We start from the raw sequence: 18,533 nt of genomic DNA, 5'->3' as shown, positions 1-18,533 counted from the left end.
CCTTGGTTGGCACAAAGCCAGCAGACGAACCTGCTAGATGAGAGCTGTTCGCCTGCTGGATTTGTGCCAACCAAGGTGGGTCAATTTTAAATGATGATGCCGGATCAATTTTGAACGCTCATTGACACATCGAGCGGTACCAAACGCGGGTTTTTCATCAAGCAAGACTTTATCTACGATTCCAGGAACGATGTTTATATCTGTCCGCCTTGACGATCTGACCAAGGGTGCTCACCGCTCAGATCGTCAAGGCGACATCAACTTTTACCGGCATCTGTCTGCCTGTTCAAACTGCCACCTTAAACCACGCTGCACGAGCGAGAAATTACGCCGCATCCGACGTTGGGATCGAGAAGATGTTCTGGATGATATCGAACGCAGGTTGGAAGAAAAACCTGACGCCATGCGGATCCGCAGAACAACGGTTGAGCCTCCCTATGGAACGTTGAAGGCCTCGATGGGATACACTCATTTCCTGACGCGAACACGAGAGAAGGTCGCCGCTGAAATGAGCCTCCATGTCCTAGCCTATAATTTCAAACGTGTCCTCAACATCATCGGGATCGCCGCGTTGAAGGCATAGGTGGACCAGATACCGTTATTCATCACTCGGAACCCGCCATCAACGCTCCAGCTCGATCAAACTGGAGGCATTTGCGATAAATCACGATCTTGGAATAGAAAAACGCCAAAGCAAAGCCTCAAAGCACACAGTCAAATGCATTTCCACACAGCCTCGGTCATTACCTGCCGTTCAGCCCGGCTCAGACCTGAGGCTTCTGGAACGTTCTTGCTATTTCTGATTGTGTTTGTACCAACAAATTCTGTGAAGGATAATGGCGTTGCAGTTAAGTGGCCCTAAGGGCGAAGCCGAACAGGGAAAATGTTTATTGCACTTGGGAAATGTGAGATACGCAAGTGGATGATTCAGGCATAGAGCAAGTAGCTGGTGTTTTGCATCTAGCGTTTAGGTAACCCATAGAATACAAAGCGTTTTCCTTAACTCATCCGATCCCAGAATGAAGTTTTTCGTCCGTGTTGTTGCTTAAGTCTGGTTGCAAAAACTTCGCGCGTTTCGTGCCCTTGAAAATCGCTGATCACTGCCGCCAAGCCATTGCATTCCATAAAGTGGCGGGCGCAATGCGCGTAACGTGAACTGCGCCCGTAATCGAGGCTGAACTCTATCATCTTGCGAAGTATCAAACTTGCTGCAAGAGGGCTTTTTGCTGATAGTTCTTCTGTGCAAGGTGTTAGGATCTGATAGATGTCCCCATCAAGTTCACTGTACCGTTTAAGCACCAACTCCTGGGCTTTGTCCACGGCCTTCCAGCTGACGAGAAACGCAAGAGCTGCGTGCACATTCTAAACAGTGAAGGCATAGTCAATTGCTTTGAGTTCAGCATCAACATCCTCGAACTCCGGTAGACTATCGAGATAATCACGCAAATGGGGTGACGAGAGTGTATTCTCAAAATATTGCCACCGCATTCCCTGAGTCTCTTCCCGCCGACCAAGCATTTGTAACGCACTAATGCGAGTATCGGTCCACTATCCAGCTGATTGATCCAGGTGAACTGACTTGCAGATTCCGGCATGGTTCAAAATAGCGGTTTTTAGTGAACACAAGGCACAGGTTTCCCTGCCAAGAAAAGGCATAGAACTCGCAGCGTAAATTAGCTTGATCAGGCGGCGCGCTTGAAACGCTCAAATCCCAGCATCTCCAGCCAATTCGGATGTGGTGTTCCGGTTAGCACCTCTGCCGGTGTTTTGCCTTGCATGTAGCTGTGCTCACTGCGAAGGAACACTTGGTGGTTTAAATAAAACCGGACCAGCTCCAGACGCTTGGAGGTGATTTGTTTGCGGGGATCCAGGTAAGGGCGGAGCCTGCTGTTGAAGTTCTCCACGATCGAGCTGCACCGTGGTGTTGCAGCCATCGCGCTCAGCACTTCCTCTTCGATTTCTTCAAACCGTGACTCCAGCTGTGATGCCAGCGCATCTGCCTTGTTGTGGTACTTGTGTGTCTGGATATCGTAAAGGGTCACGTAGCACACGTCCCAGACATCTTGAGCCGTGACACGGTAACGGGCCGCAATCTGCTGGAACTCCTGGTTCAGGACATGACTTGCTGCCAGGAGGTTTTCTTTTTGATGGGTTAGTGATGATTTCTTATTGTTTTTCAAATACCTGACCAATTCTTTGCAGGCTTTAATCAGGTGGAAGTGGTCAAAGCGATGATCGGTATCTGGCAGTATTTGTTTGAACGCGCATACCATCCCGGAACCATGATCGCTGATATTCACGTCTGGATCAAAGCCTTGCTCGATCAGAGCAAGCAGATGTATGGGCCCAGTTTCCGCATCGCGACCATCTTCGCGGGCAAGGCTCGCACAGTAACGACTTGTCACATCGACGACCGCCAGATGAGGCTTGTTGCGGTGATAGATTTCATCAGAAGCGCTCTGCTTGACTGAAGCAAGGCAATATGAAGCCTTGTATTCAGCCGCTTTATGGCAAGCGGCGTCATTGATGTTCAAAATTGTTCCGAGGCTCATCTGCGAGTCAAACACGTCGTTAAGCAACATCTGTATATTCCGGTGCTCGCCTTGCAAATCAGCGACATTCCCAGGACTACTTGGCGAAGAAACGGTTTAGTGACTGGCAGGTGGAACAAAACCTGCTCTTCAGGGTTGGGCTCCAGAAAGGCATTGTTGACCGCAGATTGAACATGGTGTTTTGAGTATAGACGGTGTTTCTGCAGACTTGGTTCTGTTGAGCTACTTTGGCTATATTGTCTGCGGTGATAGCCTAGAGGCCAATAGATTTCTTACATTCCGGCGATAAACGTGTCTGCATGTACGGGCTTTATGATTGATAAGCAATGAATAGTCGGCTCTGAGGGGCCAGGATAATGCAATCAACCTGCGCGAAGTGTGCCTTGTTTGGAAACGGCCAGCAACACAAAAGTGTTCACTCGATTTGAACCATGCCAGAAAACCGGATATGGCCGAAGGTATTGAGGCGAAACCTTGATGGGACGCTTTGAGCAGCTGATCGGGGCCACGCTCAGGTTACGAAAGTTGAACAATCAGAGGACAGAGGCAAAACTTGGCGTCGCCGTTCTCAACACAATGACGGCCCTCGGAAGCGCCACGTTCGAGAAGGTTTCTGCATGACCAGATGCATGGGATTGGGCAAGCTGCAAGCTAATTTCGAATTGTGCAACAGCGCCCCGCTTAGCCCTACGTCCCCACTTTGGCGCATTTTGATGCTGTTCGTGGAGAGGGCATCTACTCCATCGATAGGGCCTAATCTAAGCACTCCTTACCCTCGTTTAGCTTTTCTAAATAACACCACCAGCACTGTTTGAGCTATCCTAAAGGGACACCACACTTATTTTAGAAAGCTGATTGGACAAGACAATGCAAGAGAACACCTCCGCAGGAACCATGCATTTCGATACAAACGCTATTCAGCGGGCAGGCTTTGAACCGACCGTCGTTAGCCCGCGCAATTCGATCCTAAGTGAAGCGAGCATTCGCGGATATTGGCTATTGCCGCTCCGTTGGGCCGCATTGTCTAAAGGGCGTCGCGCTTTGCTTAATCTGGATCGCAGCCAGCTTGAAGACATTGGTGTGTCCAAAGATGAGGCCATGTTAGAAGGCAGGAAGCCATTTTGGGATGTGCCACAAAAATGGTGCAACTGAATGTGCAACGACAAAACTGCCCCTTGTATAATGTTAAAAAATGGAAGGTGTTTATTATTCTACCAAAGCTGTTCCAGAAGTTTCAGGCAGGCATCCTTACGGAGTAAGTTTCTTTCTCCCAAAGGGCACATTCCTTTGCCAACCATTTTACGAATAACTTTGTGATCGGTCGCATCGGCATATAGTCGGGGTAAACAACATAATAGGCGGCGCTTTCCGTGTTCCACGGCCCAAAGGGTGCAACAACTGCCCCCGATAGCAGACGATTTTCAATCAATGACAATCTTGCCAGCATGAACATGTTCTGTGCCACCAAATTCTCAATGGCAATGTGACTGTCCGTAAAACGGAATGCAAAGTTGAGGCTATTACGGTCCAAGCCGTTTTGATACACCCAGTCTCCAACATTCTTTTTGAATTCAGCATTTGGCCCCGCGTCATCAAGGAAGTTTACTTCAGCTAGTCCTTTCAGGTTCTCAGCGCTGCCATAGTCCTGCTTATATTTCTCAAGTGCAGCAGGTGTACAAACGACATTGACAGCCTCTGACATCAGCTTCCGGCTAGTCAAATTGGGGTAGTTGCCCTTACCATACCGGATCCCAATATCGACGTCACCCGCGCTAAAATCGACCAGTTCGTTGGTTGTGATGATTGAGATATCTACGTCTGGATAAAGTGCCTTGAAGCCATACAATCGAGGAATGAGCCAAAGCGAAGCAAATGAGGGCAAAACAGAGATCGACACGTTGGTTGCAACTTCTGCCCCGCGCAATTCGTTGGTCGCCTCTCCAATGATCGATAACGATTGCCAGACTTTGGCATAATATGTGGCACCTTTTGCAGTCAGTTCAACGCTTGATTTCCCGCGCTTGAACAATGGTAAACCGATCCAGCCTTCGAGAGTTTTGATTTGCTGGCTAACCGCCGACGCTGACACGCCCAACTCCGCTGCTGCACCTGCAATCGATTTATATTGACCTACTGCGCAAAAGCTTCTGAGCGCGTTGAGCGGGGGCAATTTTTTCATATTGTATTCATGGGCTGTTCCACTGACTAAATCGAATAACACCAAGTAGATTGTCGCAGATTGATCTAAACGTTATGCGATATATCCTCATTAATCAATCAACTTGTGGGAGGACCGACCCCTTTCCTCCCTCACGTCAACGCTTGCCTCAGCATCACAAGCAACAGCATCCCTTAAATCCTTCGGCGCGGCATTCGAAATACGCATTTATAAGCCACCCAGAATCCACGTTATATCACAAGTTTAACGGACTGCTGCTGCGTAAGTTTTTCTTTATCATGCTGACAACAAACATAAAATCTCCGAAACGTAAGTTAACTTGGGCTCATTTAGGTTTTCTAATTAACACTTGGGCGGGCACGCAGGGTACCAATAGGGCAACGCAAAAACGTGACCTAAAGACTGGATCGGACAAGCTTATGACCCACAATCAAGCGCCGCAACATTTCACAAATGATACGCTTGCCGTACCTCTTGCACGGTCAGCGGCGCTTAACCGGATAATGTCACGCGGCACCCTGACAGTTGGGACAAGTGCCGGCATCAAGGGCATGTCGTTCTACGAAAATGGCACATGTACCGGATTTGATGCCGACTTTGGTCGTGCTCTTTCAGCTGTCATTTTTGCCGAAGAGCGCGAGGTTACCTTCAAAGTGGTCAACCCGAATGATCGGTTTTCGGCGCTGGTAGACACAACGATTGATATCGGCCTGTACAACGCCAGCAAAACGATGACCCGTGAACTTGAAAACGACGTCACAATCCCCGTAGTTACATTGATTGATGGAGAAGGTATTTTGACTGGTCTCGCGAACCAATCAAAAACGCTTAAATCATGGGAAGCCCCTGTGATTGGCGTGCAGGGTGGCACAACGTCGCCCGCCAATATCGCGAAAGTACGGGGTGACCAGCCCTGTGACATCCGCCAGTTCGAGACCCTCGGCGACGCAATCACAGCCCTGAAATCAGGTGTCGTTGATGCGGTCGTATTTGATACCATCGGCCTTGCTGGTGTGCTGACAGACATGCCGGAACGGAACCAGTTTACTATCCTGCCAGAGCGGATATCTCGTGAATTGATGGGGCCTGTGGTCCCGCTAAACGATCCGATTTTTGCTCGTACTGTCGCGTGGATGTTTGCCGCACTGGTGCATGCATCAGATCTTGGGATCACCTCTGATTTGATATGTAGCAACGCGGACGCGCTGACCTCAGCACAAACCGATTTCCTGAAAGCTGGCTTTCCACTTTGGCCCCAAGACCCACTGGCCGTGCAACGCTTGACCAGTTTGCTGATCGAAACCGGTAACAGTGCAGAGCTTTTTGCCCGCAATCTTGGTGACAAATCCGATCTTGGGATTACACCTGGCCTGAACGCAAGCACCCTCAACGGAGGCGTTTTCCACCCTGCGCCTTTCTAGCGACTGCTCTCCTAACCCTTACATTAGTCGGAGTTTTCTCATGTCCCAGCATGCCCAAATGTCTAGCACGCAAGAGAGGCCCATAATTGAAATGGGTAATACATCCACATCTTTAGGCGATGCAAACCGCTTTCCCAAGATCATTTTGTGTGTCGCAGCAAGCGACGCCCACGTTGTAGGCAATCATATGATCGCGATGTTTCTTCGCGATAACGGACTGCAAGTAATAAACTTGGGTGCTGCCACGCCAATCGAAGAGATTATGGACGCTTACCAGCGTAATCCCGACGTGCTTGCCATCGTGATCGGATCAATGAACGGCCATGCAGTTGATGACCTTGCGGGGCTCGGGAATGCCAAGCGTGATTACCAAGTCAGGTGCCCGATCTTTGTAGGCGGGAACCTGTCGGTGGGCTCGCAAAAAAATAACCACGAAGTCGACAAACTCCTGAATGATGGCGTGTCCGAAATCGTCAGTGATCCCGAACATCTTTTGAGCATGCTGCAAAAGCTTGCAAAGACACCCACAATCTTCGCCTGAAAACAAAAGTCTACACTGATGAGGACGACCTAGTGCAACCTTCAAACCTTCCAAATATCGCAATCGTCGGGGCAACCGGCGCTGTTGGACAAACCCTGATCGCTCTGCTCGAAGAACGCGATTTTATGTACAATAGAGTCACCGCCTTGGCCTCTGCCAGAAGCGTGGGCCGCACGTTGCAAGTGCGCGGACAAGACGTGACCGTACAAGCGCTTGACACGTTCAATTTCACAGGGACAGACATCGCATTTTTCTCGGCGGGCGGTTCAGTCTCGGAAAAACACGCACGCCGCGCTGCGTCAGAAGGCGCTTTGGTCATCGACAACACCAATGCGTTTCGCATGGACGAAGACGTGCCGTTGGTTGTTCCACAAGTCAACGCAACCGTCGTGGACCAACGACCAGCCTCCAATATCATTGCAAATCCAAATTGCTCCACCATTCCTCTGGTCCGTTTGCTGCAACCACTTAACGATTACACGCCAATCAATTCGGTTGTTGTGTCGACCTATCAAGCTGCATCCGGCGCGGGCCTAACCGGCATCGATGAATTGCGTCGCTCTGCCGGCCGGGTTCTTAGTAACGCAGGCGATGCGGATACGGACAATACAAAGTTTAGTGACCCGCTGGGTTTCAACCTAATCCCTAGCATCGACCGTCCTTTGCAAACAGGGTTTACTCTTGAAGAGCAGAAGATGCTGCAAGAGAGTCGTAAGATTCTTGGCATCCCTGAATTTTCCCTGACTGCAACTTGCGTCCGTGTTCCTGTCCTGAACGGCCATTCGGAGACGGCCTATATCCAATTCGCGAATGCGGTTGATCGTGAAGAAATCGTGCAAACCCTGTCCCAAGCCGAAGAGGTCATAGTGTTTGACAATGGTCCGGGGACTATTTCCTACCCGACACCGCGTTTCTTGAAAGACCCTAACCAAGTTCACGTAGGCCGTATCCGCGTCAATCCTGATGATGCGCGCGGTCTGTGGCTTTGGTTGATCGCTGACAACATCAGGATCGGAGCGGCGTTGAATGCCATCCAGATAGCTGAAACCGTTACAAGCCAGTGGGTACACTGACATGCCTCGCGCACCCAGCGTCATCAAATTCGGAGGTTCCAGCTTTGGCGGACCTGACGGATTTCACCAAGTAGCACGCTACACCGCAGAACGCCGCTCTGCAGGAGAAGACATGGTCGTCGTGGTCTCTGCACCACCAAAGTTGACTGAAAGCTGGCGAGTACTGCTGGACGGGGTAAATGAAAACCCGAGCCAGCAAACCATTGGTGGCCTGCTCCCAAGAGCGGACACTGTTGGAGCCTACCTGCTTGCAGCCGCTTTAGATGCGATTGATGAGCCTGCACGGGTGATAACCGCTGATCTGCTGGGCATCCGAACCGACTCGGTCTTCTGTAATGCCACGCCACAAAACGCTGATATGACAGCAGTGCGCAACACGCTTTCTGAAGGCCAGATTGTCATCGTCCCGGGTGGTCAGGCGATCAATGGTGACGGGGACATGACATGGTTGGGCAAAAATTCCTCCGACGTGACGGCCATCCTGCTTGCCGCCCACTTAGGGGCAACGGTATGTGCCATCTGTTCTGACGTGCCGGGAGTTTATTCGGCTGATCCGAACACATTCGAAGACGCGCAATTGATGGAGACGATCTGTTACGCTGACGCTATCGTCATGTCGGTATCCGGTGCAAAAATCCTGCATCACCGCGCTGTTGAATTGGCATATGATCGCGGGATCGACCTGCAATTAAGGCTGAATAAACCGCCGTTTAATCAAGGTACCGTCGTGGGTAAAACAGGGTTGGTGCAAGCAGTTGTGCCTGATGCTAACTCTAAGGTCATAGTGTTTCCCGATATGCAAAGCCGCGCAATTGGCTTGCAAGCATTGAATGATCACAACCTAACGCTGCTTGACCTCCAAGACGTCCCAGAACAGCCGGTAGTTGTAACCTGCGGCTTTTCGAATCCCGCACATATCCTGAATGATGCCAACATCCCCTTCGTCGAGACATCGCAAAAAGTCCTGACACTTCTGAATCGCGGCCGAGTACAACGGGAGCTTTGCCCATCGTTAAGCGCTCTCGAAGCCTTGGCCCGTAGCAGCCACAACAAATTTTTCCGCGCCATCGCCTGAGCCGAAACAAAAGAAAGATGGTACAGACATGTTTGAGACTTACAAACGTTTCGCCGAAGCGCAAGGGCAAGTCGCCCCCGATCTCAAAGAAACAATCACAAACCTTAAAGCCAGCCCAAAGCGTAGCGTGCATAGCCTATTGCGCGAGGCAAAAAGTCAAGGGCATGTTCTTGTACAACCGCGCTGTGGAGTGGGCTGCCCAGACGAGATGAAAGATCTACTTCAGTATCTCGAGAAAACAGCGGCTCCCGACATTTTGTCGCTGACGATAGACGCCCACACTCGCCTGCTTCGATTTGATGTGTTGGACCGCGTGATCGCCCAATCGCCAAAGCAACTGAATGGCTTTCCTTTGCTGTCACATGGTTGGGAAAAAACACGCGCCCTAAATGATGCTGTTTCCACTCCTATTGAGGTTCGCCATGGGTCTCCTGATGGCCGTCTTTTGTTTGCAGCGACAATCGCTTCGAGTATCACATCCTTTGAAGGTGGCGGGATTGGCTACAACATCCCCTACTGCAAAAATGTCCCGCTCCACGATTCCTTGCGTTACTGGCAGGAAGTCGACGCATTCGCAGGTGAGCTGAATGCATCTGGCGTTACCGTCGATCGCGAATTCTTTGGCACATTGACCGCCGTGCTGATCCCTCCGTCCATCTCGCTCGCGATTGGAATTCTGGAGGCATATCTGGCAGCTAAAGAAGGTGTAACCTGTCTGTCCGTCGCCTATTGCCAAGGTGGAAATGTCATTCAGGACGTCGCAGCATTGCGGGCCATTGCCACATTGGGGGCACGTTATCTTCCTGCAGAGACCGAGGTGTTTCCCGTTCTCCACCAGTTCATGGGGGCCTTTCCCGATCAGGAAATGGCGGCCAACTCACTGATCGCGCTGGGGGCGCTCACCGCCCGTATGGGTGGTGCCATCAAGATGATCAACAAGACCTCGGAAGAAGCCCTTGGCGTTCCTGTCCCACTTGCAAACGCATCAGGCATCCAGTTGTCGCAGCTATTCAACGGGCGTGGCTTTCACGACATCCCAATCGACAACGGCCGCGTCAGTGAAGAGCAGCATTGGATCGAAACTGAGGTCGCAGAACTGATCGAACCCATCCTTGCAGCCGATGATCCTATTGCTGCCATTTGTGCGGCATTTGAAAATGGCACGCTGGATGTTCCGTTTTCAGCCAGCATCTATGCCCGTTCAGACGTGCTGCCAGCTCGCGATAGCAGCGGCGCTATTCGGATCATGCGGCCCGGTGGGCTGCCTTTTTCTACGGCGACTAAAACCCGCCATATCCAGCAATTGGGTCGTCAAACGCCACAAGCTGGCACCAGCGATTTCCATAAGCTGCGCGAAGACATTCTTTACTTCGCACAAGACACCGCACCGCAAACAGTGGTCCACGCTTAACGCCAATAATCACTCTTGAAAGGACACTTCGATGAACATCGCAGTTTCAAATTTCTTACCCAACAAAGTCGCCGTTAAAACGCAAATGGGCCATGTCGTTCTCGATGACACCACGCGCAACGCTATGGTGGGGAAACTCACAGGTCTTTCCAATCCCTATACTCAGCCACGGCATTTTGCGGCAGAAATCCGGACAAGCTTGTCCGTAATTGGAGCGAATGCGATGATGGACATCCACGATTTTGCCACTGCCCCTGATAGCCCGGCCGTCATGCTGATTGAAAACCTGCCAACCGACCCACATTTACCACCTACGCCGCTTGACGGGGTGCTGACCCATACTGCCCGTAGCTACGTCGGTGAAGCTGTCACCTATGGTCTTGGTAAGCTCATCGGTGAGCCAATCGGCTACACTACGGAGAAGGATGGCGACATCTTGCACAACCTGATCCCCGCACAAGGGGCAGAAACCATGCAGTCCAATCGCGGATCAAAGGTGTTTCTCAACTTCCACAACGACTCTGTCTACGACGAAAGTGGGTGGTTCCACACCTACAACGCCGATTTCCTTGTACTTTACGGCCATCGCTCCGATCCAAAGCGACAGGCAGAAACGATCTATATCGATGCAAAAACCATCTGCGCGGTGCTAAGTGACGAAGACGTAGAACTGTTGCGCCAACCCCTGTTTCAAATGGCGGCTCCATCCAACTTTACGGTTCTCCTCAACAATGGAGAGAAAATATGGTCGCGCCTCGGCGGTGTCATCTCTGGCCCTGACAACGCGCCTGAAATTACAGTCGCAGCCAACGGCACACGAGGCACCACTCCGCAAGCAGAGGAGGCATTGCAGCGGCTCAAGGCGATTTGCGATCTACCAGAGCACAGCGTTTCGGTACGGATCAGCGCGGGTCAAGCGCTGTTGATCAACAATCGCAAGGGAATTCATGCCCGTTCAACATTCGAACCAACTTTCGGACCAGACGAACGCTGGCTCCTCCGCGCAAACATTCGCCGCGACACATGGGCGATGCGCCAACGCAAGACCGACATGTGGAATGTCTACGTCTAATCCCATTCAGACCATTGAACTTAAGGAATATCAAAATGACCACCATGACTGAACGAACCCGGGGAACGATCGAAATGGCTGCCGCCATGTTCCTGTCAGGCACACTTGGCTTCTTTGTCGTTGAGTCCGGCCAAGACGCTTACAACGTCGTCTTTTTCCGCTGTCTCTTTGGGGCGGGCTTCTTATTCGCTTACTGCCTTGCCCGCGGGTTTCTTAAGGACACCGGACTGACGCGTACAACGCTTCTCATGACGCTGGCCGGTGGGGTCGCAATCGTGGCCAACTGGGTGCTACTCTTCGGTTCGTATTCTATGGCGTCCATATCGGTGTCGACGGCGGTTTACCATACACAACCCTTCTTCTTACTCTTGATCGGTGCGGTCATTCTGCGCGAGGCCATTCCGCACAATAAAATCGCATGGATTGCCTTGGCGTTCGTCGGCGTGATGTTGGTGGTTGATACCGACCTGTCGTCATTGTCCTTATCATCCGACTACGTTGTAGGTCTTGCCTTGGCCCTGTCCGCAGCCGTCCTCTATGCAGTTGCCACAATGATCACCAAGCAGCTGAAAGGCATCCGTCCACATGTGATCGCATTGATCCAAGTCAGCCTTGGCGTCGCGTTGCTTTTGCCATTCGCCAACTTCAGCGATCTGGGCTCAATTGCGGGCGTACAATGGGGCTACTTGATCATTCTGGGCGGTGTACACACGTGCCTGATGTATATCCTGATGTACTCAGCCTTCCAGAAACTGCCAACGCCAGTCATCGCCGTAATGTCCTTTATCTACCCAGTCGTCGCCATTGGTGTGGACTACATTTTCTACGCACAATCATTGAGCGAAGGCCAGTTCATCGGCATCGGCCTAATCATGTTCGGCAGTTTCGCTGTAAACCAGAACTTGCCTCTTTTCCCACGTAGTCGTTCTGCAACCAATGCAACCAATGCAGCAAAGGCAACTAAGGCAACAAAGTGAATAAGGTAACAAACACGAGTATTCTAGCCGGGGTGGGAAAACCGCCCCGGTTAGGCGTCTCAACACAGATGTCAGTTCTCAGCCGCCTTGAGCTCATAATAAAATGTCATGCCGAAACATGGTATTTTTTGGCATTTCAGCATCAATTTCGAGATCCTACGTTCTGGCCAATTTTAGATGTGACATCAAGTGGTCCGAACTGCACGCATCGGCCCGTGACAGACACGCTAGGAGCAAAAGGCCTTATTCTCTCGATTTTGCCACCTGATGAAGTGTCGCACGAAGACTGGGAGAAGATAACAGAATTCTATTGCAAAAATAGTGGGAAAGGCAGGCCTCTTCTTGTTGGTCAAAAGTTGGGGAGCGAAACAATAGGGTCTTCGCCCATCTGGCAAGATGCTAGGTTCGCGAGGAAAGGTACGTATGTAATCGGCGACTTTATGTTCCACGTGTTGGAAAAAATTCTAGGAGATTGCAACAAAAGTAGCATTGTTGCATGTGTGGGTACGCCCAGTTTTGCAACAAAATTCGACAACGATTAAGGCAAATATTAAATACAAACATTTGTTAAAGCGTTTCGCGAGGCCTTATTGCACGGGTCGTGAATAGCTTAAAGGGGCAAGGGCAAGATCTGTCAAAAATTACGCAGCGTGAAACCCATCACCAACTTTTGCGGTTAGCTCGAGCTTAAGGCGCAAGTACTCAAAACCTGACGACGGAACGCGATCAACTTGGACTGCGGATGAACGCAGGTGCCAGATGATCCATTTTCCGGAGAAAACACCAGAACAGATTTCTATATGCTTTCCTGCTCATCTACACATGAACCTTCTCCCAGTTGTTCAAGGGCAAGGCATGGGTGCACTGCTTCTTGACAAATGGATGCGATGCGCAAAACAATATGGGATTGCTGCTGTACATGTTGGCGCGATTGCAAAGAACACTAGAGCTATTCACTTTTGGCAAAAATATGGGTTTAGCGAGCTTGTCGCTCCGGCTTCAAGAACAGTCTGGATGGGCCGCTTTGTACCATGCCCCTGATGCCGCTCACTAAAGTTAAAACCACCCACCGGCAAAGAAGTAACCGATCCAATATGCTCCACCATTCAGGCCGCATCAACCCCTGATAGAAACGCACGAATGGCCGGTCATGGCCCTGATTACAAGCTGATTGAGGTTAATCCTAGGTTTAGGTCTCGCTCTGGCTGGGGCTGTCCGGTCTCAGGTCGAACGGCAGGAATGGTCACTTAGCTGCAGGTGTGGGAGAGTAATAAAGATGCATACTGAGGAATATAGTTTCATACTTGATAGGCGTCCTCAAAACCTCAAGTGGCTTGGTACGTTGGTGCTCCTGAACAGGTGGGCGTGGACTCTGCTGCCGTTAGGGCTAATCAACGATGTTCTTCTGGAACCCAATCCGCAGGCGCAGAATTCCAGAACCTATTAGGATTGTCTTCGTCCAAGCCTCGAATGTGCAGTGTTCGCAAACACGCTTCAACAAACACCACGGGCTCTTCATACGGGTGGGCAGAATAGATGGCTTCAACGACCCGAGCCACCAATACATCATCGTCTAAAATAAAGAACGAAAGTTCCATACAAGGCACTACCACGACATCTTCAGTCGCAGTGTTTCGACCACTACCCAGTGACCTGAACTGCTGTACTCCCGCTGCCGTTTTAAATGTGACACTGTCGTAATCGCCGTATCTGAGCGGGGTTTCTTTTAGAACCTGCTCCACAACTGTCTGTGCGTTTTGATCGGGGATCTGAACGGTAATCCGAAAGCCGCGCTCTGGGGTGAACCGTTCAGTGGTAAGGTTTGGAAGAGTCATGTCAATCTCCGATTGCTTCACACTCGGAATAGCAGACTTTCAAATACTTACGTGATCAAACAGTTCGCTTGCGGACGAACTGTTAAGGTCAATCAGTGCCGTCGATGAGGTTCCGTACAATGCCGAAATCACGTTCAAATATTTCATATCCAAGTGTAGTTATTGCAAGTGCTCTGCTTCCCGCGTGTCGTTCAAGCCAGTTCATTTTCAAGGCTTTTTCCATAAGCGCGGTCGCCAACGGCCCAGATATATGGTGCCTTCTCTCTGTCCAGTCGAGGCACAGCTTCACGGTAGGTTTTTTAGATGTACTTAGGTTTGGTACATCGATTTCCAACTTGTTGAAAAACGCCTCACCTGCTGCGTCGATTGCAACGACTTCACCCTGTATGCGTAATATACCCAAAGCAACCAGGCGGTTGGTGATCAACACTCCCAACCTGCCAGCAATGTGGTTATAGCAACTGCGGGCTCGCAGGGTATTCGCTTCGGGCAGCTTTTGATTCTTAGCACGATGCAGGTGATCCGTAGGAGATAGGCCTGCCAAAGCCTCAAGCACGCATGCTACGTCTTCGCTTGCAATCCGGTGGTAGACGCAACGACCACTACGGATAGAAGACGTCAATCCAGCTGCTTGAAGTTGTTTGAGATGCACACTCGCGGTTTGAGCGGAAATTTTGGCAGCGCAGGCCAACTCTTTGTTGGTAAACGCACGGCCATCCATCATTTCGCAAAGGATGCGAGAACGGCTTGAGTCTGCAAGCGCTGCGCCGATAATGTCAAGTCTGGGCTCTGCTGTCATGATAGGACATTACCGCCAGAATGTTGCTAAAGCGAGAGGAGACGGTCAGTTGGGGAACGACTGATTGAGATAACAAAGGGCTCAATCAGTCTGAAACTTTAATACTCAAAAAGCTGGTGTTAAGAGCAGATGTGTCGCAGCCAGTATACAACTTTATATATTGGTGGGCATCTCATATCGGCTGTTTTTTGCTGCTTGGGGAGCCTGTCGATATGAAAGCTTATTACCCTCCCACAGCAAGCTGACCAAAATCGACCTATGGTTGAAGCTACGCGTTGGTCGGAAGCTCCTAGCTTGAGGTTGAATGGCCGCTAATGGTCAGTTGAGTAATTCCATATCGCCCATAAGAGCTACTGTAGAAGCCTTCGGGTGAGCCTGTCTCAACCCATGATGGAAATGCCCGAAGGACCGCAGTTGGCCCCTTCAGACAGGGCCAGCTAGCGCCAATAGAAGCTGCAGGGTGAGATTACAGTTAGTTTGCATAACCGGAATGAGCCTCGAATCTCAGGTACTTTTAAGTGTGAGCTTCAAGACTGTTTGAACGCAGTTGAGAATATGGCAATCTGAGCTAATCATAGTGAAGTATTACAAGAGCTGGTTGCATAATGTCATCACTTGCCGTTGTTCGTCGCCTAATGCCGGAATGGGGTACGACTTATGGCCCTCCAACTGATGGTCCTTTTCCCGCGGTACTGGTCCTACATGGATCTGAAGGGAGTTATTCTGGCTGGTCTCATCGAACAGCAGCTGTCCTCGCCGCTTCTGGTTTCCTCGCTTACCCGCACGGGTACTCGGTTGGTGGTAATGCTTGGAACGCAGGATCGATTGAAAACGTCGATCTCGCACGTACTGCCGAAGCCATTCATGCTCTTCGTGAGTTTGAAGCCTGTGATGGACGTGTCGCCCTATATGGTGTCTCACGAGGTGCTGAACATGCATTGCTCGTCGCATCACTCATGGCACAGAAAAAAATCAAGGGAATACCTGAAGCGGTAGCATGCCTGTCTGCGCCTGACGTCGTGTGCGGAGCATTTGATGCGAAAGCTTATAGGGATTCTGGAGATCCCGGTTGGCAGGCTTGGGATTACGCTCGCCGCGCCTGGTGCTGGGATGGAGATTCCGACAGTCTGCTACCAACGACACAAATCCCTATTGAAGCATATGCTGAACCATTATTCCTTGCCGCGGGCCTAAAGGATACCACATGGTCGCCGGAGATGACGAAACGTTTGGAAGCTCGTCGGAACGAAAGCCACTTGCCAGTAGAGGCGCATTACTATGAGGTAGAGGGGCATGTGCCTGGCAGTCGAGGGGAGAATAAGCATCATGAGTTGTTGATCGAGTTTCTGGATCGCCATTTGATCCAAAAGGGATAGATCATGACGAGGCAGCAATGAACAGGTCGATCGTAAAACCGACTAATTTGTCCCGTTTTGAAACAGAAGGATAATTTTGACGTGCATGAAAATATGGAAACCTGATTAAATACTTATAACTTATTGCGCACACGAATTCTCAACGCATTTCCTAAAGGAAGTAAAATGTCTCTCGATACTTTATTGGAGTTTACGGTTGCGAGCATTGTCATCACGCTAATCCCAGGCCCCAGCGTACTTCTTGTTACAAGTCAAGCTCTGACCAAAGGGCGACTAGCAGCCCAAATGTGCATCCTAGGTGATGTAATCGGAACCATTGTTTTGATTATTATTTCATTCATGGGGTTAGGGGCGATTCTGGCGACATCTGCAATATTATTTCAATTAGTGAAATGGACTGGGGTTCTGTATCTCGCTTACTTGGGATATCGGCAGATTATGGATTCTCGGCATTTGTTACCCATGGAGTTCGCTTCGGATGCTGACCTGACCTCTTCTTGGAAGAGCTTCTGGATCGGTTCCATTACTGCTGTTTTTAACCCGAAAGCCATCGTTTTTTATATGGCTTTTCTGGCCCAGTTTATCGAACCTACTAATAATACGGTGCTGCAACTGGGAATTCTTATCCTGATTTCCGTCTCTGTGATTTTCATCTTGCTTTCACTCTATGCCTTGATTGCAATGAAAGCGAGGAAACACTTCACAAGTAAACTTTTCAGGAAGAGAATTGGATATACAGGCGGTGGCCTTATGATTACCGGCAGCATCTGGATGGCGGCAACTCGATAAAAAACAAAATGTAATGTGGTAAACCTATAATTGTCTCGAGTGCGCGAGGGGTAATACCCAGACTGGCGGTGACCGTCTCCTTTAGGTCAGCTAAAGATCTCTTCCTTGTGGTTGGGCGAAGAGGAAATTGGTTCTTAGAGCAGCTGAGTAATGGTTTAACAAATCTGTACTCAACCATTGATAGAACCGCTCGAATGGCAGCTCATGGCCCTGATTACAAGCTGACTGAGGTCAATCCTAGGTTTAGGTCTCGCTCTGGCTGGGGCTGTCCGGTTTCAGGTCGAACGGCGGCAAAGGTCACTCAGCAACATGCCTGTAATCAGGGCCGAAAGATGCAACCGCGCTCAGGCCCGTGTCGAAAATCCTTCACATATGCGGACCTTCGAGCGGTTCTATCAAGGGTTGAATTAGCTCGCTTGGAGGCTTTCAGCTGCTCCTATAAGCGCTCTGAGGTCACTTGGTCGGTCTAAGCGTTCACTCATTGCTGACCCAAGTGCCAGAACTAAATTCATCACTGCGGATATTGATGCAATACGCAGCATTTATTCCATCGCGATTTCGACAAAGTAGACCAAGCCGACCTTGACACCCCTGCTTGGACCGGTAAATCTCGCTTGAGAAAAATTGGGGGCGAAATGGTAAATATCAGAGAAGCAGTGCGCGAAGATGCACAAGCTATGAGTGCGATATTGGCGGTTATTTTAGAATCACAAGGTAGCGACAGGCCTAGGTCAACGGCTCACGTTCTTTCCCAGTATGTCGAACACCCCGATAGAATTAGATGCTCAGTCGCCCTTGACGAAAACAACAACATTTTGGGCTTCCAATCACTGAGAAGAGCAAGCGCTGGAAATGTTTATGACCTGCCAGCTGGCTGGGGGATTATTGGCACCTATGTCAGTGCGACGGCATCTCGAAAGGGCGTTGGCAGAGCACTCTTTACTTCCTCATTGGAAGCCGCAGGAACTGTCGGTTTGAGCCAAATTGATGCAACCATCGGCGAGATGAACGAATTGGGGCTGGCCTACTACGAAGCAATGGGATTTTGCACCTACAGAGTTAAACCGGGCGCAATCTGCAAAAAGCTAACTGTTTAATCCGCAAACTAGCAGGGTGGTAAAGTCATCTCCAAACAGTTGATGACCACCAGCACGCACCATCCAGAATTACACGACTTACGCCGCTTTTACCTTGCCCCCGCCGATGCCTCTGAGCTCTACAAACCGTTAGACTTCACGCTCCTTGCAGCGCCAGAGCCGTATGATGGAACGCCCAACAAAACCCTCTACCAGCGTTAACAACGGGCGGTGGTTTCAACTGGTGGTCGCAACACTTTAATCTTTGAATAAAGATGGAGTGTTCGACATGACGTATCGCCGCCGTATTTACTATTCTGCCGCACAACGAGCCGAGATTTGGGATCGATGGCAGCG

The 18,533-nt window shown here is 50.3% G+C and carries 17 protein-coding genes and 1 pseudogene; 13 read left to right on the top strand and 5 right to left on the bottom strand.

All coding sequences use genetic code 11. The features are described 5' to 3' along the window. The first annotated feature begins 190 nt into the window (after positions 1-190). Positions 191-583 (top strand): transposase, encoded by a 393-nt coding sequence (locus PsAD37_RS17920; RefSeq protein WP_063297321.1) that lies wholly within the window; start codon positions 191-193, stop codon positions 581-583. A 416-nt stretch (positions 584-999) separates the two neighbouring features. Here PsAD37_RS17920 and PsAD37_RS29520 read toward each other — a convergent pair. Both PsAD37_RS29520 and PsAD37_RS17910 read right to left on the bottom strand, forming a co-directional pair. Next, a pseudogene (locus PsAD37_RS29520) lies at positions 1,000-1,536 on the bottom strand (DUF6880 family protein); the annotation flags it as partial. 146 nt (positions 1,537-1,682) lie between these two features. Next, positions 1,683-2,582: a hypothetical protein gene (locus PsAD37_RS17910; RefSeq protein WP_063297319.1), complete on the bottom strand. Its 900-nt coding sequence runs from the start codon at positions 2,580-2,582 to the stop codon at positions 1,683-1,685. Between the two features lie 837 nt (positions 2,583-3,419). Here PsAD37_RS17910 and PsAD37_RS17900 point away from each other — a divergent pair. Then, positions 3,420-3,704 (top strand): DUF1127 domain-containing protein, encoded by a 285-nt coding sequence (locus PsAD37_RS17900; protein ID WP_063297317.1) that lies wholly within the window; start codon positions 3,420-3,422, stop codon positions 3,702-3,704. A gap of 82 nt (positions 3,705-3,786) precedes the next feature. Here PsAD37_RS17900 and PsAD37_RS17895 read toward each other — a convergent pair whose 3' ends face one another. Next, the gene (locus PsAD37_RS17895) at positions 3,787-4,773 is read right to left on the bottom strand and encodes a LysR substrate-binding domain-containing protein (RefSeq protein ID WP_244272542.1); all 987 of its coding nucleotides are present in this window, start codon (positions 4,771-4,773) and stop codon (positions 3,787-3,789) included. Positions 4,774-5,150: 377 nt separating this feature from the next. Between PsAD37_RS17895 and PsAD37_RS17890 the strand changes: the two genes are divergently transcribed. From PsAD37_RS17890 to PsAD37_RS29615, 8 genes are all read left to right on the top strand, one after another. Beyond that, positions 5,151-6,152, top strand: a complete 1,002-nt coding sequence (locus PsAD37_RS17890; protein ID WP_063297315.1) for a transporter substrate-binding domain-containing protein — start codon at positions 5,151-5,153, stop codon at positions 6,150-6,152. Positions 6,153-6,243: 91 nt separating this feature from the next. Continuing rightward, positions 6,244-6,693 (top strand): cobalamin B12-binding domain-containing protein, encoded by a 450-nt coding sequence (locus PsAD37_RS17885; RefSeq protein ID WP_063297324.1) that lies wholly within the window; start codon positions 6,244-6,246, stop codon positions 6,691-6,693. 32 nt (positions 6,694-6,725) lie between these two features. Further along, entirely contained in the window at positions 6,726-7,766 is a 1,041-nt protein-coding gene (locus tag PsAD37_RS17880; protein WP_063297314.1) for an aspartate-semialdehyde dehydrogenase, read from the top strand. 1 nt (position 7,767) lies between these two features. After that, a complete protein-coding gene (locus tag PsAD37_RS17875; RefSeq protein ID WP_063297313.1) occupies positions 7,768-8,841 on the top strand; it encodes a hypothetical protein in 1,074 nt (357 codons plus the stop codon). Positions 8,842-8,869: 28 nt separating this feature from the next. Further along, positions 8,870-10,252: a methylaspartate mutase gene (locus tag PsAD37_RS17870; protein WP_063297312.1), complete on the top strand. Its 1,383-nt coding sequence runs from the start codon at positions 8,870-8,872 to the stop codon at positions 10,250-10,252. An 85-nt stretch (positions 10,253-10,337) separates the two neighbouring features. After that, entirely contained in the window at positions 10,338-11,324 is a 987-nt protein-coding gene (locus PsAD37_RS17865; RefSeq protein ID WP_193778299.1) for a TauD/TfdA family dioxygenase, read from the top strand. Positions 11,325-11,359: 35 nt separating this feature from the next. Further along, a complete protein-coding gene (locus PsAD37_RS17860; protein ID WP_063297310.1) occupies positions 11,360-12,301 on the top strand; it encodes a DMT family transporter in 942 nt (313 codons plus the stop codon). Positions 12,302-13,060: 759 nt separating this feature from the next. Then, complete coding sequence (locus PsAD37_RS29615) at positions 13,061-13,342, top strand: N-acetyltransferase (protein WP_063297308.1); 282 nt, start codon at positions 13,061-13,063, stop codon at positions 13,340-13,342. Between the two features lie 350 nt (positions 13,343-13,692). Here PsAD37_RS29615 and PsAD37_RS17845 read toward each other — a convergent pair whose 3' ends face one another. Together PsAD37_RS17845 and PsAD37_RS17840 are read right to left on the bottom strand one after the other, a co-directional pair. After that, the gene (locus tag PsAD37_RS17845) at positions 13,693-14,136 is read right to left on the bottom strand and encodes a hypothetical protein (protein WP_063297323.1); all 444 of its coding nucleotides are present in this window, start codon (positions 14,134-14,136) and stop codon (positions 13,693-13,695) included. 88 nt (positions 14,137-14,224) lie between these two features. Further along, positions 14,225-14,935 carry a helix-turn-helix transcriptional regulator gene (locus PsAD37_RS17840; RefSeq protein ID WP_063297307.1) on the bottom strand — a complete coding sequence of 237 codons (711 nt, stop codon included), beginning with the start codon at positions 14,933-14,935 and terminating at the stop codon, positions 14,225-14,227. A 605-nt stretch (positions 14,936-15,540) separates the two neighbouring features. Here PsAD37_RS17840 and PsAD37_RS17835 point away from each other — a divergent pair. From PsAD37_RS17835 to PsAD37_RS17825, 3 genes are all read left to right on the top strand, one after another. Beyond that, entirely contained in the window at positions 15,541-16,311 is a 771-nt protein-coding gene (locus PsAD37_RS17835) for a S9 family peptidase (RefSeq protein WP_063297306.1), read from the top strand. 165 nt (positions 16,312-16,476) lie between these two features. Beyond that, positions 16,477-17,100, top strand: coding sequence for a LysE family translocator (locus tag PsAD37_RS17830; RefSeq protein ID WP_063297305.1), 624 nt, complete (start codon positions 16,477-16,479; stop codon positions 17,098-17,100). Between the two features lie 635 nt (positions 17,101-17,735). Then, on the top strand, positions 17,736-18,197 hold the full coding sequence (locus PsAD37_RS17825; protein ID WP_153039792.1) for a GNAT family N-acetyltransferase: 462 nt from the start codon (positions 17,736-17,738) through the stop codon (positions 18,195-18,197). Positions 18,198-18,533: the final 336 nt, after the last annotated feature.

It is taken from the genome of Pseudovibrio sp. Ad37 (assembly GCF_001623075.1).
In the GTDB taxonomy this organism is placed as follows: Bacteria; Pseudomonadota; Alphaproteobacteria; order Rhizobiales; family Stappiaceae; genus Pseudovibrio.
The sequence above is the reverse complement of the archived record's forward strand: the minus strand, read 5'-3'. Positions and strand labels throughout refer to the sequence as shown.

Excerpts from the sequence above, each read along its gene's own strand:
- PsAD37_RS17865 (WP_193778299.1), top strand. The coding sequence starts at position 10,338 with ATGGGCCATGTCGTTCTCGATGACACCACGCGCAACGCTATGGTGGGG.
- PsAD37_RS17860 (WP_063297310.1), top strand. The coding sequence starts at position 11,360 with ATGACCACCATGACTGAACGAACCCGGGGAACGATCGAAATGGCTGCC.
- PsAD37_RS17845 (WP_063297323.1), bottom strand. The coding sequence starts at position 14,136 with ATGACTCTTCCAAACCTTACCACTGAACGGTTCACCCCAGAGCGCGGC.
- PsAD37_RS17910 (WP_063297319.1), bottom strand. The coding sequence starts at position 2,582 with ATGTTGCTTAACGACGTGTTTGACTCGCAGATGAGCCTCGGAACAATT.
- PsAD37_RS17920 (WP_063297321.1), top strand. The coding sequence starts at position 191 with ATGTTTATATCTGTCCGCCTTGACGATCTGACCAAGGGTGCTCACCGC.
- PsAD37_RS17900 (WP_063297317.1), top strand. The coding sequence starts at position 3,420 with ATGCAAGAGAACACCTCCGCAGGAACCATGCATTTCGATACAAACGCT.
- PsAD37_RS17870 (WP_063297312.1), top strand. The coding sequence starts at position 8,870 with ATGTTTGAGACTTACAAACGTTTCGCCGAAGCGCAAGGGCAAGTCGCC.
- PsAD37_RS17840 (WP_063297307.1), bottom strand. The coding sequence starts at position 14,935 with ATGACAGCAGAGCCCAGACTTGACATTATCGGCGCAGCGCTTGCAGAC.
- PsAD37_RS17825 (WP_153039792.1), top strand. The coding sequence starts at position 17,736 with ATGGTAAATATCAGAGAAGCAGTGCGCGAAGATGCACAAGCTATGAGT.
- PsAD37_RS17875 (WP_063297313.1), top strand. The coding sequence starts at position 7,768 with ATGCCTCGCGCACCCAGCGTCATCAAATTCGGAGGTTCCAGCTTTGGC.
- PsAD37_RS29615 (WP_063297308.1), top strand. The coding sequence starts at position 13,061 with ATGATCCATTTTCCGGAGAAAACACCAGAACAGATTTCTATATGCTTT.
- PsAD37_RS17835 (WP_063297306.1), top strand. The coding sequence starts at position 15,541 with ATGTCATCACTTGCCGTTGTTCGTCGCCTAATGCCGGAATGGGGTACG.
- PsAD37_RS17885 (WP_063297324.1), top strand. The coding sequence starts at position 6,244 with ATGGGTAATACATCCACATCTTTAGGCGATGCAAACCGCTTTCCCAAG.
- PsAD37_RS17890 (WP_063297315.1), top strand. The coding sequence starts at position 5,151 with ATGACCCACAATCAAGCGCCGCAACATTTCACAAATGATACGCTTGCC.
- PsAD37_RS17830 (WP_063297305.1), top strand. The coding sequence starts at position 16,477 with ATGTCTCTCGATACTTTATTGGAGTTTACGGTTGCGAGCATTGTCATC.